Here is a 13,742-nt window from a genome sequence, read left to right on the forward strand (position 1 = left end):
TTTCCCGCCAAAGCTGGATCGGTGAAAAAGCCTTCCATCAGTGCTCCCGCACTTCCAGCACCATCTGCGTCTCTCCGGAGGAGTTTCGCCCCACCTTGTCGGTCACGTTCCAGCGCACCTTGACCGGCAGCCCCGCGCTGAACTTTGCAGGGCTCTTCGGCTTGAGCACGCCGGCCATGTCGAAGACCGAGTGGTAGATCTCCCCTTCGAAGGGGGAGCCGTCGGCAGCCGAGAGCCGGAGCTCCTTTATCTGAACCGGACGGTCGAAGAAGGCATCGACCTCTTCCACCGTGGCGGCTCCCTTTTCCTTCATCCCCGTCACGCTCAGCAAACGGGGCGGACCAAGCGGCAGCACGGCGGAGTGGTCCGCCTTTTGCGCCTCTTTGTCCACACCCCCCGGCGCCCCTTCGACCCTTATGACCACCCTGTCCACCCCTTCAAACTGCTTCAGGGTTAAAACCACCGCGTTGACCACTCCCTGATCAGACCAGGCGGCCGCCAGCTCCTTGCTGAAGACGGCTGTGGCCGTTCGTTCCGCCTGCTGTAGTTCCAGCAGACGTGTTCCGGGGGGGAAAGGCTGCGCGATCTCGCCCTGGTAGCTCTTCAAGTCTCCAAGCCCGCCGATGAGCTTTGTCAGCGCCACCTTCTTGAGACTCGCTTCGTCGAAGCTGAAGAACGGGAAGGGAAGCACTTTGCCCGGTTCCTTCGCCGAGGGGAAGTAGATGACGAAAGCGTAGGCGGTGCCCTTCTCCACCGTTGGAGCCGGTCCGAACTCTTTCACGAAGGCCTTGGTAGCCTTTACCAAGCCGGGCTTTTCAGCTTGGGTCGACTGCCGTTCGGAAGCGTTGCAGGCGGCAAGCGCCGCTACGACAAGGAAGAGTATGCAGCTACGCAGAAAACGCTTCATGGTTTCCCTCGATTCGGCATCTGAGGCAATGCCAGTAGATTTACATATATTGGAACGAATATGCAAGGGGGTAAAAAGCAAATCCCCCCTGTCCCCCCTCCCGACTTCACGGACCGAAGCGCTACGGCGCGCAGGCCCGTCGCAAAGGGGGGAACGTACAGCCACGCATGGTCTTTATGGGAAGATAACGCTTGCTCCCCGATACTCCCCAATAACCCTTCGCAGGGGGGTGAACATCATTGCCTTGCAGCGGTTGGCGGGTAGTTCTCACAAATAGAAAAGGGGACCTGCTGCTTTATCTGGGGTTGTCAGATTAAAGCGGCGGGTCCCCTTTCATGCGATGCCTCAGTTAAGAGTGCGGCCTACTTCACTGTGTACCAAAACTTGGAGCTGCGCACCTGGCCGTCTTTCAGCTTGAACTTGCACATGACGCCGTACTTCCCTTTCTTGGAGAGGTCGAAATCGGCGCCGAAATGCCCCTGCATCCCCATCAGGTCCTTGGTCTGCTCGGCTTTGTCAGGGCCCTGGAGCTTCAGCGTCACTGCGCCCTCGGTCAGCGCCTTGCCAGTCTTCGCGTCCTTGAACTCGGCGGCGATGTGATGGGTTTCCTTCATCCCCTTGGGCATCTCCATGTTCATCGCTTTCATATGCTCTTTCATGCTCATGACCTTGAAGGTGGCCTTTACACCGTTGACAACCTCCTCGTGCGCGACATCACCCATGTCGTGGCCGTGCTCCATCTTCATGGAACCATGATCCATGGCTGCCACTGCTGCCATCGGTGCGGAGAGGGCGAATGCTGCTGCGATAAGGACGATAATTTTTTTCATGTTTGATTCTCCTTTGGTTTTGGAAATCTCATGCTTATGTAGCATGTGCTGTGCCAAGCAATAAGTATCTATTTTCCCTGCAATAAAGCCGCACCGAATAGCGATCGCTGTAGGATATCCTACGGCGGCGCGTGGGATATCCTACTTTCAGTGCTTCATCCCGGAGTACTTCAGCTTCCCTTTCTTCAGGTCGCGTTTCTTCATCAGAACGAAGATGACCGGGGTCATGATGAGCACGTGGACCGCCGAGGAGATCATACCCCCTATCATGGGCGCGGCAATGGGTTTCATCACGTCGGCGCCGGTGCCGGTGGACCACATGATCGGAACCAGGCCCAAAAGCGCGACAGCGACGGTCATAAGCTTCGGCCTGAGCCTCAGCACCGCCCCCTCGAAGGTGGCGTCATAGATATCCTGCTCGGTGACCGGCCCCTTTAAAAGCCTCTTGTCCAGCGCCTCGTGCAGGTAGATGACCATGACCACCCCCGTCTCCACCGCGATCCCGTAGAGGGCGATGAACCCGACCCAGACCGCGACGGACATATTGTAGCCCAAAAGCTTGACCAGGTAGACGCCCCCCACGAGCGCGAAAGGAACGGAGAGCATGACCATGCTCGCTTCCAGCGCCGAATGGAAGGTGAAAAAGAGCAGGATGAAAATGATCAGGATCCCCGCCGGCACCAGCATCTGGAGGCGCGCCTTGGCCCGCACCTGGTTCTCCCACTGCCCCGACCAGGCGACGTAGTACCCCGGGGGTAGCTTCAGCTGCTTCTCCAGCACGGTCTTCGCCTCGTTCACGAAGCCTCCCATGTCGCGTCCTCTGACGTTCAGGAAGACGATGGAGCGGAGCAACCCTCCCTCGCTGTTGATCTCCGGCGCACCGGTGGAGACCTTTAGCTTCGTCACCAGCGACAACGGCACCTGTGACCCCTCCATGCCGGAGACCAGGATGCGCTGGATGGACGGAATGTCGCTGCGCATCTCCCGCATGTAGCGGAGCCGGATCGGGAAGCGGTTGCGCCCCTCGACGGAGGTGGAGAGCATCTCTCCTCCGAGGGCCGTAGAGATCACCTCTTGGACGTCGCCGACGTTCACCCCGTAACGTGCGGCGGCCTCGCGGTCGATGTCGATGTCGATGTAATTGCCGCCGGTGACGCGCTCCGCCACGACGTCGGCGGCACCCGGGACAGTCTTCAGTATCCCCTCGGCCTGCACCGCCAGGTCTTTCAGTACGTTCAGGTCCGCCCCGAAGATCTTGACGCCCAAGTCGGTACGAACGCCCGTGGAGAGCATGTTGATCCTGTTGATGATTGGCTGGGTCCAGCCGTTTCTGACCCCTATCTGCTGCAGTTTCGAGTCAAGCTCCGAGACGATGTCCGCCTTGGTCACCCCTGCACGCCACTTATCCTTGGGCTTCAGGATGATGATGCTCTCGAACATGGAGACCGGAGCCGGGTCGGTGGAGGTCTCGGCGCGCCCCACCTTCCCAAGCACGTGCTCCACCTCGGGAACGCTCTTGATCACCGTGTCCTGCACCTGGATCAGCCTTTTCGCCTCGTTGATGGAGATGTTGGGGAGCGTCACCGGCATGTAGAGGAGCGATCCCTCGTCCAGCGGGGGCATGAACTCGCTGCCGATACTCATGAACATGGGGATGGCTACGGCGAGCGCCACGACGTTCAGCGCGATGGTGGTCTTTTTCCACTTGAGCACCCACCTGATCACCGGCGAATACATCTTGATGAAGAAGGTTGAGACCGGGTTCGAGCTCTCCGGCGGCATCTTCCCGCGCATCAGGAAGTACATGAGCACCGGCACCAGCGTGATGGCGATGAAGGCCGAGCCCATCATGGAGAAGGTCTTGGTGAAGGCGAGCGGGTGGAACATCTTTCCTTCCTGCCCTTCCAGCAGGAACACCGGCACGAAGGAGAGGATGATGATCGCAAGCGAGAAAAAGATGGCGCGCCCCACCTGCTTGGCCGAGGCGATGATCACCTCCAGGCGCTTTTCCTTGCGTTCCTCCTCCGGCATCTCGGAGAGGTGGCGGTAGCAGTTCTCGACCATGATGACGCCTGCATCGACCAGGACGCCGATGGCGATGGCGATGCCACCAAGGGACATGATGTTGGAGGAGACCCCCATGAGTTTCATGGTGATGAACGAGACCAGCACCGCGATGGGAAGGGTCAGCACGATGACCAGCGCGCTCTGGAAGTGGAGCAGGAAGACGAGGATCACCAGAGACACCACGATGGATTCCTCGATGAGCGAGTGCTTCAGCGTGTCGATGGCGCGCTCGATCAGGTCGCTGCGGTCGTAGGAGACCATGATCTTCACGCCGGGGGGAAGCCCTTTCTCCAGCGATACGATCTTCTCCTTCACCCGGTCGATGACGTCCTTCGCGTTCTCGCCGTAGCGCATGACCACGATGCCGCCGACCGCCTCCCCCTCGCCGTTCATGTCGAGCATGCCGCGGCGGATGGCGCCTCCAAGCTGGACGGTGCCGAGGTTCTTCACGTAGATCGGGGTACCGCGCATATCGGCGCCGACCACGATGTTCTCTAGATCCGCCGTCGACTTAACGTAGCCGCGGCCGCGGATAAGAAACTCGGCGTCGGCCTGCTCCAGTAGTCTGCCGCCGACGTCGTTATTGGACTTCTTGATGGCGTCGGCCACCTGGGAAACCTTGATGTTGTAGGCGAAAAGGCGGTTCGGGTCGAGGTCGACCTGGTACTCGCGCACGAAACCGCCGATGGAGGCGACTTCGGCGACGCCGGGGACCGTGTTCAGCTGGTAGCGGACGAACCAGTCCTGCAACGTGCGCAACTGCTCCAGATCGTACCCCTTTCCTTCCAGCGTGTACCAGAAGACGTGCCCCACCCCCGTGCCGTCGGGGCCAAGCGTCGGCACCACCCCCGGGGGAAGCAGCGACGCCGCGTAGTTGAGCCGCTCCAGAACGCGGGTCCTGGCCCAGTAGATGTCGGCCTTGTCCTCGAAGATCACGTAGATCATGGAGAAGCCGAAGGCGGAGGAGGCGCGCACGGCGCGGACCTGCGGTAAGCCCTGCAGGTTCACGGCCAGGGGATAGGTCACCTGGTCCTCGACCACCTGGGGCGAACGGCCAGGGTAGTCGGTGAAGACGATAACCTGGTTGTCCGAAAGGTCGGGGATCGCGTCAACCGGGGTCTTGTAGACGGACCAGACGCCCCAGGCGATGATCAGGGCGAACATCATCAGGATGATGACGCGGTTCCGGGCGGAGTATTCGATGATTTTCTCAATCATTTAAAACCTCAGTGGCCAATGCATTTGTAATTTCAGACTGGAGGGAAAATCCCCCCTGTCCCCCCTTCGCAAAGGGGGGGACGTAATAGCCCCGCCTACATCTTCATATCATCCATGTTAATGGCGCCACCCTTCTTGGGTGCGGCAGGTGCTCCGGCTCCCGGGGCGGCAGGGGCGGTGGCCCCTCCTGCGTGCCCCTCGTGGCCGCCACCGCCGCTCCCCGCTGAGAGCTGCGACTCGGAGTCGATCAGGTAGCCGCCGGAAGCAGCCACCTTGTCCCCCTGCTTCAGACCGGATAGGATCTGCACCTTGTCCCCGGAGCGCGCTCCCACCTGCACGTCGCGCGGCTCGAACATCCCCGGCTGCGATTCCACCCAGACCACCTGCCGCTTGCCCGTGTCCATCAGCGCGGTCACCGGTACCACCAGCGCGTTGCCAAGCGGCGCCTTGATCTGGGCGTTGACGAACATGTCGGGCTTGAGCTTCAAGCCGGGGTTGGGGAGATCCACCCTCACCTTCACGGTACGGGTCTTGGGATCGAGGAAGGGGTAGATGAAGCTGACCCGCCCGGAGAAGGCCTTGCCGGGATACGACTGGGAAACGATCTCGACCCTCTGCCCCATCTTCACGAAAGCGAACTCGTTCTCGTACACCTCGACCTCGACCCAGACGCTGGAGAGATCGGCGACACTGAAAAGCGGGTCCCCCATGTTCACGTACTGCCCTTCCTGGACTATCTTTTCGATCACCACACCTGAGAGAGGGGTGTAGATGGGGAGCTTTATGTTGGGATGCCCGGCCCTTTCCAGCCCTGCGATCTGGTTGTCCTTCACTCCCAGGAGCTTAAGCCTCTGGCGCGCGGAGGAGACGAGCCCCTCGCCACCCTGCGAGATCGCCTGTATCGAGGATTTCTGGAACTGATCGCGGCTCTTCAGTGCGAGGAGGTACTCCTGCTGAGCGGCGACCAGGTCGGGGGAATAGACCTCTGCGACTGGACGCCCCTTGGAAACGTAGGCGCCTACGGTGTTAACCAGGAGCCTGTCGATCCGCCCCGCAACCCATGCCGTCACCTTCGCCTGCTTGGACTGGTCGTACTGCACGATGCCGACCGCGTTGATCTCCTTAGAAAGAGGTGCAAACTCGGCGGGGACGGTCGCCACGTTGGCCATGACTGCCTGGGTCGGAGAGAGCGAGACGTGCCCCAGCATCTTCTGCTCCTGGGCGCTCGCCTGGGCTCCCTCTACCTTCTTGATAAGCTGCATGCCGCAGATGGGGCAGGTGCCTGGCTTGTCCTTGATGATGAAGGGGTGCATCGCGCAGGTGTAAAGCACCGGACCCTGTGCCGCCTTGTCTTTAGCCTGGGCCGGAGTTTTCTTCTGTGCCAGGTAATAGCCGCCGCCGACAACGGCGGCCACCAGGATGACGACAATCGGGATTGCAACCTTGACACTTCGTTTCATATCGATACCTCGTGGTAGGGGATTTTTTTTAGAGTTCCTTGCCGATCAGCGCCTCAAGCTGCGCCAGCTTCATCTGGTAGTCGGCCATCGAGTCGTAGTACTCACGCTCGTAGTTGAACAGGGTGACCCGGTTGTCGAGCAAGGTCAGGAAGTCGACCTTGTTGACCCGGTAGCCAATGACGGCTGATTCCAATGACTCGGACGCCTGCGGTATGATTCCGGAGCTGTAGAGGTCGACCAGCTTCTTGCGCCGCTCCAGCTGCGCCAGGAGGTCAGCTATGCCCGAAGTAATGGTGTTCTTCACTCCGGCCAGTTCCTCCCCGGCCATGGTCACCTCTGAGGAGGACTCAGCCACCATCGCCTGGCGCCGCTCCTTCTGGATCGGGAGGTTGAAGGTGACCCCCAGGGAGTACATGTCGGAGCCGTCGCTTCCCATGGCCTTTTGCCGCTGCATGTATTCGAAGGAGACGTTGAAGTCGGGGTAGGATTCCTTGCGGGCCAGTTCGTGCCCCGCCCTTCCCTTTTCGATCTGGGCCCTGAGCGCCTTGAGCTGCGGCCGGTTCGCTTCGGCTACTTCCCAAAGCTGTTCGGGGGTCTGGTCGAGCGGGGTCAGCTTGAAGTCTGCTATGCGACCTACAGGCGTTGACTGCGACCGGTTCAACAGGGAGTTAAGGTTTGCCTCCAGGCTTCTTCTCTGCTGTTCCAGAGTGATCTGCATGTCCAGCATGCGCGAGCGCTCCAAAAGCGCCTTGTAAATGTCCTGCTGCGCCCCCTGTCCTACCGAGTACTTGGTCTGCGCCAGCGTGATGAAATCGTCTATGATCTTGATGTTTTTCTCGAGAATGCCCAAGGATTTGTCGGTGAAGTAGATCTGGTAGTAGGCCTCCTTCACCATCCGGGTCAGTTCGAGCTTGCGCTCCTCGATGCTCCAGCGGTAGGTCTCGGCCTCTTTGGACGCGATCTCCTCTTTAAGCTTCCTCTTGCCCGCGAAGGGGAGTTGCTGGCTGATGCCGATCACCTTTTGGGTCATGCTGTCCGCAGTGAAACTAAGAGGGTCGGTGACGATGCCGTTCTGGATCTTGAACATGAGCATCGGGTCTTCCAGCGCGCCCGCCTGGGCCGCGCGGCTCCGGTACATCTGCCAGCGCGCGGCGGAGGACTTCAGCTCCGGGTTGTTGGCAAGCGCGTTTTCGATGAGAGAGGATAGGTTTTCTGCGGGGGGAGCAGGCTCGGCATAAGTCGTTGCGACCGGGAGAATGAGAGCCAGCAACAAGTAAAACGATAAAAGCCGATGTTTCATGGTGACTCCAGATCTAATAACAGTAGGTACGTCAGAGAAGAGCAGGAACTGTGCCGGACAGATAAGTTCCTGCTTTTAGGTGTTTTTGCTTTTGGTCAAACTCTCTTCGAGAAGGATATTCAGCAGCAACAGTTGAATATTATACATCTTGAAATTCAGCTTGCAGTACATTGGTCAAGATTTCTCATCGTCTCCAAAAGAAAAATCTGAAGAACTTTGGCACTTGTCATAGCCAGAACTCTCCAGATCTTCCTGGTGGAGCAAATTTTGTGTATCTGTCCGGATAGGTCCAGACGGATCCCAGCATTATGCGCTGATCAGGCCGTCTCTCAAGCTTATGGTCCTGTCGGAGTATGCGCCGTTTTCCGGATTATGAGTTACCATGACGACGGTCTGCCCCGCCTCATTCAGTTGCCTAAAGAGCGCCATGACTTCCTCGCTTGTTTTGGAGTCCAGGTTGCCCGTGGGCTCGTCCGCCAGCAGGATGTGCGGGTTGTTCACTATGGCGCGGGCGATGGCCACGCGCTCCTGCTCGCCGCCGGAGAGCTGGTTCGGGAGCCGGTCGGTCTTTCCTCCGAGCCCCACACGTTCCAGGGCCTTCCTGGCGGCATCTTTCTTGGCGGCAGTGCTCATCTTGACTATGGCCAGGGGAAGCATCACGTTCTCCAGCGCGGTCAGGTACTGGATCAGGTGGAAGGACTGGAAGACGAAACCCAGGTTCTGCGCCCTGAAATCGGCCAGCTTCTCGCTGGGAAGCTGGTAGAGCTTCACCCCCGCCATCTCCACGTCGCCGCTGGTGGGATGGTTCATCCCCCCGAGAACCGAAAGGAGCGTGCTCTTGCCGGAGCCGGACTGCCCCATGATGGTGATGAACTCCCCCGCCTCGATGCTGATGTTGACGCCGCGCAGGGCCTCGACCATATCCGAGCCGGTCTGGTACTGCTTCTTCACATCCTTGATTTCAATGAGTGCCATATCTTCCTCTTTTAAAGAGCCCTGAGGGCCTCGGTCGGGTCCATCTTGCTGGCGTGGAGCGCGGGGTAAAGGCTCGCCACAATGCCGAGCAGGATGGCCAGTGCGACCGAGCCGAAGGCGACGGTACTGTCCCAGACCAGGTGGGCGTTTTTGGTTTCCGCCATGAAGGGGAGCGCGAGCTTCGCCCCGCCCATCCCGGCGGCGTAGCCCAACAGGCCGGCCAGAAGGCTCACCAGCGCGGCCTCCAGGAGGATGATGCGCATGATGTGGCTTTTGCGGAAACCGATGGCGCGGAAAACGCCGATCTCGGTGGTGCGCTCGTTGACGCTCCCCATCATGGTGACGAAGACGATGAGCGAACCGATGAAGACGACGACCGCGGCCATGGCGTAGGAGAAGCGCTTGAAGTGGTCCAGCGCCTTCAGCCGCCCTTCGACCACCTGCTGGATGGCAGAGACCTTGGTGTCCGGGAGTTTCTCGGCGATCTGGGTCACCATGTCGCCGATGGGGCACCCCGAGCAGAGGGCGGCCACCTCGGCCATGGTGATCTTACCTTCCTTGCCGAGGAGTTTCTGGGCCTTGGGGAGCGAGACGAAGACCAGTGAGTCGTCCTGGGAACCGGTCTGGTTCAGCACGCCAGCGACCTTGAAGGTTTCCCCCTTGATCTGGATGCTGTCGCCCGAGCTGGCGTTGAGGACGTTGGATGCGTCGCTTCCTAGAAGGAGCTCGTGGTCCCCTTTGGGCGCGTCGCCGAAGATCTGCCACCACTGCTTCATCTTCAGTTCGCTGGCGAAGTCTACGCCGACCAGAAGGACGTCGTGACTGCCGACCTTGATCCCGCCCAAAACCTTGGGGGAGATGGCCGAGATGTTCTTGTTGTTCTTGATGTTGCGGATCTGGGCCAGGTCTTCTTCCTTGATCTCGCGCTGGTCGAAGGTGACCCCGCCCAGGCTTATGCCACCGTAGTTCATGGAGAGGCCGTTGCTCTGGGGGGTGACCAGGATGTTCGCGCCGAACTCGTCCATCTTCCTTTCGATGTCGGTGGACATGGAACTGGTCAGGGTCACCAGGGTGACGATGGTGGCGATCCCGACCATGAGGCCGATGGTGAGGAAAGCCATCTTGGCCTTGCGGCGCTTCAGATTGTTGATGGAAATCGTGTGCAGTTTCATCGTGTCTCCGTGTACCGGATGTTAAAGGCTTCCCTCACCCCGCCCCTCTCCCGCTGGGAGAGGGAGAGAGAGGGATAAGTTGGTGCAAGTAAATGGCGTAGAGGCGGGTCTGCCCACCGTAGCGCTTCCGCGCGGAGGTGGAGCCTGCCCACCGTAGCTTTACGCGAAGGTGGGAGATGCCACGGGGCCAACCCATAACCCCGCAGCACCTCTCGATCAACGACTACGGCAGAAGCTTTATCAATTGTCGTGCCAAGGATGTCCGCAGAGGTAAGGCTCTGATTTTGAGGCGAAACGGCAGCCGGCGCCGGCGGGTCGCAGGTCTGGCTGGGGGAATATTCCACTAGCCGCAGCAGAATATTCCACAGCCTCGCCTCTTCCACCTTACTTCCGGACCTCGTCGCTTTTAACCAGCTTCATGCCGCAGATGGAGCAATCGGCGGTAGGGTCGTTGCTGGTGATCCAGGGATGCATCGGGCAGGCGTAGATCCCACCCTTTTCTTTGGCGACCGCGTGGCCGGCTTCCTTCTTGCCGAAAAAGAACCAGAGGTTGAGCGCTATAAGCGCCGCACCGGCGATGGTGACTGTGATCTGGGTCAGGTCCATCTGGCTACCCCCTTTCTATGGTGAACCCGCGCAAGCGCAGGGCGTTGGTTACGACGCTGACCGAGGAGAGCGCCATGGCGAGCGAGGCGATGATCGGGCTCAAGAGCCAGCCGGTCATCGGGTAAAGGATGCCCGCAGCGATGGGGATCCCCATGATGTTGTAGACGAAGGCGAAGAAGAGGTTCTGCTTTATGTTGGCGATGGTGGCCCTGGAAAGCGCGATGCTGGAGATGACGCCGTTCAGGTCGCCGCGCACGAGCGTTATGTCGGCCGCTTCGATGGCGACGTCGGTTCCGCTCCCCATGGCGATTCCCACGTCCGCCTGGGCGAGAGCAGGCGCGTCGTTGATGCCGTCGCCCACCATCGCGACCACCTTCCCCTGCGCCTGCAGTTTCTTGATCTCCTCACCCTTGGCGTCCGGGAGCACTTCGGCTACCACCCGGTCCACACCCACCTGCCGCGCGATGGAGTCGGCGGTGCGCCGGTTGTCTCCGGTGAGCATGATCACTTCGAGCCCCAGGTCGTGCAGCCTTTTTACCGCGGCGGCCGAGCTTTCCTTGATCGGGTCGGCGATGGCGATGACACCGGCATAGGCGCCGTCGATCGCCACGAAAATCGGGGTCTTCGCCTGGTCCGCAAGGCGGTGGGCGGCCGCCTGGTCCGCGGCGATTCCCTCTTTTTCAAGAAGCAGCGCGGTGCCGATCACTACCCTCTTGCCGTCCACGGTTGCCTCGATGCCGTGGCCGGGGATGGCGTTGAAGTCGCGGGCGGCAAGGCGCGAAAGGCCGTTCTCGTCCGCGTAGCGCACGATCGCCTCACCCAGCGGGTGCTCGCTTCCGGCCTCCGCAGCCGCCGCCAGCTGCATCAGCGCCTGGCGCTCATAGCCTTGCGTCTCTATGTCCGTAACCGAGGGGATGCCACGGGTTATGGTGCCGGTCTTGTCGAGGACTATGGTGGTGAGCTTGTGCGCCGTTTCCAGCGCCTCACCTCCCTTGATGAGGATGCCCGCCTGGGCGCCGCGCCCTGTGCCGACCATGATGGCGGTCGGCGTGGCGAGCCCGAGCGCGCAGGGGCAGGCGATGATCAGCACCGAGACGAAGGTCAGGACCGCCATGTTGAGCCGGGTTTCGGGCGGCGAGATGTCGAACCAGACCACGAAGGTGGCGATGGCAAGCGAGATGACCACCGGGACGAAGTAGCTCGCGATAAGGTCCGCGAGCCGCTGGATTGGGGCCTTGGTTCCCTGGGCCTGCTGCACCAGCCTTACGATCTGCTGCAGCACCGTGTCCTTGCCGATCCTGGTGGCGCGCATGCGGAAAGATCCGGTCTTGTTGAGGGTCGCGCCGATGACGGTATCCCCCTCGTTTTTACGCACCGGGAGCGGTTCACCGGTCAGCATGCTCTCGTCGACCGTGGAACTTCCCTCGATCAGCTCGCCGTCCACGGGCACCTTCTCGCCCGGCCGAACCAGGATGGTGTCTCCCAACTGCACCTCGGCTATGGGGATGTCCTCTTCCTTGCCGTCGCGCAGCACCCGCGCGAGCTTGGGCTGCAAACCTATCAGGGCGTGGATCGCGCCGCTGGTCTTGCTTTTGGCGCGGGCCTCCAGAAGTCGTCCCATGAGGATGAGGGTGACGATGATAGCGGCGACCTCATAGTAGACGCCGACGGCTCCATCATGCCCGTGCCCCGCAGCTGCGGTCCTTGCCGAGAGCCATTGCGGCGCGACTGTGGCAACGAGGCTGAAGAGATAGGCGGAGAGCGTCCCGAGCGCCACCAGGGTGTTCATGTCCGCGACGCGGTGCTTCGCCGCGCTCCAGGCGCCGGTGAAGAACTCCCGTCCGGCCCAGAAAAGGACCGGCGTGGTAAGCGCGAGTTCCACAAAGGCCCGGCCTGGGAAATTGAGGGCGTCGGCCAGCGCGGGGACCACGTGCCCGGCCATGGCCAGAATTGCCACCGGTATGGTGAGAGCCAGGGCGATAACGAACTTGCCGCGGTTTTTCCGGTACTGCTCCTCGTGCACCTTGGACTGCGCTTCCAAAAGCTCGGCCTCGTCGGTCTCGGTCCCGCCGCTTCCCGCTTCGAGGACGTCGTACCCCATGTCGCGCACCACCTGCTTGAGCGCCTGCGGGTTCGTCACCTGCGGGTCATATTTCACCGTGGCGCGGGTGGTGGCGAAGTTGACCGCGGCCCTGGCGACGCCGGCGGTGCTGGAAAGCGTCTTCTCAATGCGGCCCGCGCATCCGGCGCAGTTCATCCCCAAAAGGGGAAACTCGCACTGCTCGGCGCGCTCCGGCGCGGCGGGCGCGGCTGAAGAGCCTTCAGCGGCGGACGGCGTTGCACTAAAAAGGAAGCTCTTCGGGTTTGCCTCGAACTTTTGCTTGCACCCGGCGGAGCAGAACTTGTAGCTGGTCCCGGCATGGGTCGCGTTGTGGGGCGAGTCTTCCGGCACATCCATGCCGCAGACCGGATCCCGTAAAAGATTGTTTCCCGACATATCGTGGTCCTCCCTTGTCACTTCAAAAAGCGCGACAGCGCTGTCTTCACCTCGTCCAGGAGTTGCTGCTGCGACATCGGCTTGGCCAATTCATGCTGGCTGTCGGTCCCGTGTCCCAGTACGCAGTTCTCCAGGTGCCTGGTCAGCAGTTCAACCCCGAGGGCGTCCAGGGCCGAGCGCACGGCCGAGATCTGGTTCAGTATGTCGACGCAGTAGCGCTTCTCCTCCAGCATCCGCTCGATGCCGGCCACCTGCCCGGCGATGCGCTTCACGCGCGTGGTCATCTTGTTCTTGGGCGACTGTGTCATGGCGCCTCCTTATGCTTCTGGATACCCCACCGGGGTATTCACGTTAAGCTGAAGATACCCCCACGGGGTATCCTGGTCAAGGAAAATGTGAGCGACGGCCCTCCAGTATAAAAAGGCAAATCCCCCTTGCCCCCCTTCGCAAAGGGGGGAATGTTTGTTCTCGTGCAGCGCTTCGTGGATGAATTTAACCAGGTTCCCCTGAATATTTGGATTAACCTTCCTAAGTTGGGACGCAATGCCCTAGGTATTTGCAACTGGCGTAAAGGTGGAGAGGGAGGGATGTAGAGCGGTGCTGACTCAACGGTGATGGTCGCTAGTTAAAAGTCGCAACTGGAGGGGGGAGCAACTGGACGGTGGAAGTTGGCAAGAAAAGGAAAAGGACACGTGCCGCGCCAGCCGCAA

General features: G+C 60.6%; 10 protein-coding genes. All 10 read right to left on the reverse strand.

Annotation, left to right across the window (positions count from 1 at the left end; all coding sequences use genetic code 11):
- Positions 1–37: 37 nt before the first annotated feature.
- On the reverse strand, positions 38–907 hold the full coding sequence (locus GEOBRER4_RS10230) for a GerMN domain-containing protein (RefSeq protein WP_185242210.1): 870 nt from the start codon (positions 905–907) through the stop codon (positions 38–40).
- Positions 908–1,269: 362 nt separating this feature from the next.
- Entirely contained in the window at positions 1,270–1,737 is a 468-nt protein-coding gene (locus GEOBRER4_RS10235; RefSeq protein ID WP_185242211.1) for a hypothetical protein, read from the reverse strand.
- A gap of 147 nt (positions 1,738–1,884) precedes the next feature.
- Complete coding sequence (locus tag GEOBRER4_RS10240; RefSeq protein ID WP_185242212.1) at positions 1,885–5,022, reverse strand: efflux RND transporter permease subunit; 3,138 nt, start codon at positions 5,020–5,022, stop codon at positions 1,885–1,887.
- 95 nt (positions 5,023–5,117) lie between these two features.
- The gene (locus GEOBRER4_RS10245; RefSeq protein ID WP_185242213.1) at positions 5,118–6,482 is read right to left on the reverse strand and encodes an efflux RND transporter periplasmic adaptor subunit; all 1,365 of its coding nucleotides are present in this window, start codon (positions 6,480–6,482) and stop codon (positions 5,118–5,120) included.
- A 28-nt stretch (positions 6,483–6,510) separates the two neighbouring features.
- Positions 6,511–7,782, reverse strand: coding sequence for a TolC family protein (locus GEOBRER4_RS10250; RefSeq protein WP_185242214.1), 1,272 nt, complete (start codon positions 7,780–7,782; stop codon positions 6,511–6,513).
- A 306-nt stretch (positions 7,783–8,088) separates the two neighbouring features.
- Positions 8,089–8,757 (reverse strand): ABC transporter ATP-binding protein, encoded by a 669-nt coding sequence (locus tag GEOBRER4_RS10255; RefSeq protein WP_185242215.1) that lies wholly within the window; start codon positions 8,755–8,757, stop codon positions 8,089–8,091.
- An 11-nt stretch (positions 8,758–8,768) separates the two neighbouring features.
- On the reverse strand, positions 8,769–9,929 hold the full coding sequence (locus GEOBRER4_RS10260) for an ABC transporter permease (protein WP_185242216.1): 1,161 nt from the start codon (positions 9,927–9,929) through the stop codon (positions 8,769–8,771).
- A 384-nt stretch (positions 9,930–10,313) separates the two neighbouring features.
- Positions 10,314–10,535 (reverse strand): heavy metal-binding domain-containing protein, encoded by a 222-nt coding sequence (locus tag GEOBRER4_RS10265; RefSeq protein ID WP_085812713.1) that lies wholly within the window; start codon positions 10,533–10,535, stop codon positions 10,314–10,316.
- A 4-nt stretch (positions 10,536–10,539) separates the two neighbouring features.
- Positions 10,540–13,032: a heavy metal translocating P-type ATPase gene (locus tag GEOBRER4_RS10270; protein WP_185242217.1), complete on the reverse strand. Its 2,493-nt coding sequence runs from the start codon at positions 13,030–13,032 to the stop codon at positions 10,540–10,542.
- Between the two features lie 17 nt (positions 13,033–13,049).
- Positions 13,050–13,340 (reverse strand): metal-sensitive transcriptional regulator, encoded by a 291-nt coding sequence (locus GEOBRER4_RS10275; RefSeq protein ID WP_185242218.1) that lies wholly within the window; start codon positions 13,338–13,340, stop codon positions 13,050–13,052.
- Positions 13,341–13,742: the final 402 nt, after the last annotated feature.

This window comes from Citrifermentans bremense (genome assembly GCF_014218275.1).
GTDB classification, from domain to species: Bacteria; Desulfobacterota; Desulfuromonadia; order Geobacterales; family Geobacteraceae; genus Geomonas; species Geomonas pelophila.

Coding starts and splice junctions, on each gene's coding strand:
- GEOBRER4_RS10230 (WP_185242210.1), bottom strand. CDS start 907: ATGAAGCGTTTTCTGCGTAGCTGCATACTCTTCCTTGTCGTAGCGGCG.
- GEOBRER4_RS10235 (WP_185242211.1), bottom strand. CDS start 1,737: ATGAAAAAAATTATCGTCCTTATCGCAGCAGCATTCGCCCTCTCCGCA.
- GEOBRER4_RS10240 (WP_185242212.1), bottom strand. CDS start 5,022: ATGATTGAGAAAATCATCGAATACTCCGCCCGGAACCGCGTCATCATC.
- GEOBRER4_RS10245 (WP_185242213.1), bottom strand. CDS start 6,482: ATGAAACGAAGTGTCAAGGTTGCAATCCCGATTGTCGTCATCCTGGTG.
- GEOBRER4_RS10250 (WP_185242214.1), bottom strand. CDS start 7,782: ATGAAACATCGGCTTTTATCGTTTTACTTGTTGCTGGCTCTCATTCTC.
- GEOBRER4_RS10255 (WP_185242215.1), bottom strand. CDS start 8,757: ATGGCACTCATTGAAATCAAGGATGTGAAGAAGCAGTACCAGACCGGC.
- GEOBRER4_RS10260 (WP_185242216.1), bottom strand. CDS start 9,929: ATGAAACTGCACACGATTTCCATCAACAATCTGAAGCGCCGCAAGGCC.
- GEOBRER4_RS10265 (WP_085812713.1), bottom strand. CDS start 10,535: ATGGACCTGACCCAGATCACAGTCACCATCGCCGGTGCGGCGCTTATA.
- GEOBRER4_RS10270 (WP_185242217.1), bottom strand. CDS start 13,032: ATGTCGGGAAACAATCTTTTACGGGATCCGGTCTGCGGCATGGATGTG.
- GEOBRER4_RS10275 (WP_185242218.1), bottom strand. CDS start 13,340: ATGACACAGTCGCCCAAGAACAAGATGACCACGCGCGTGAAGCGCATC.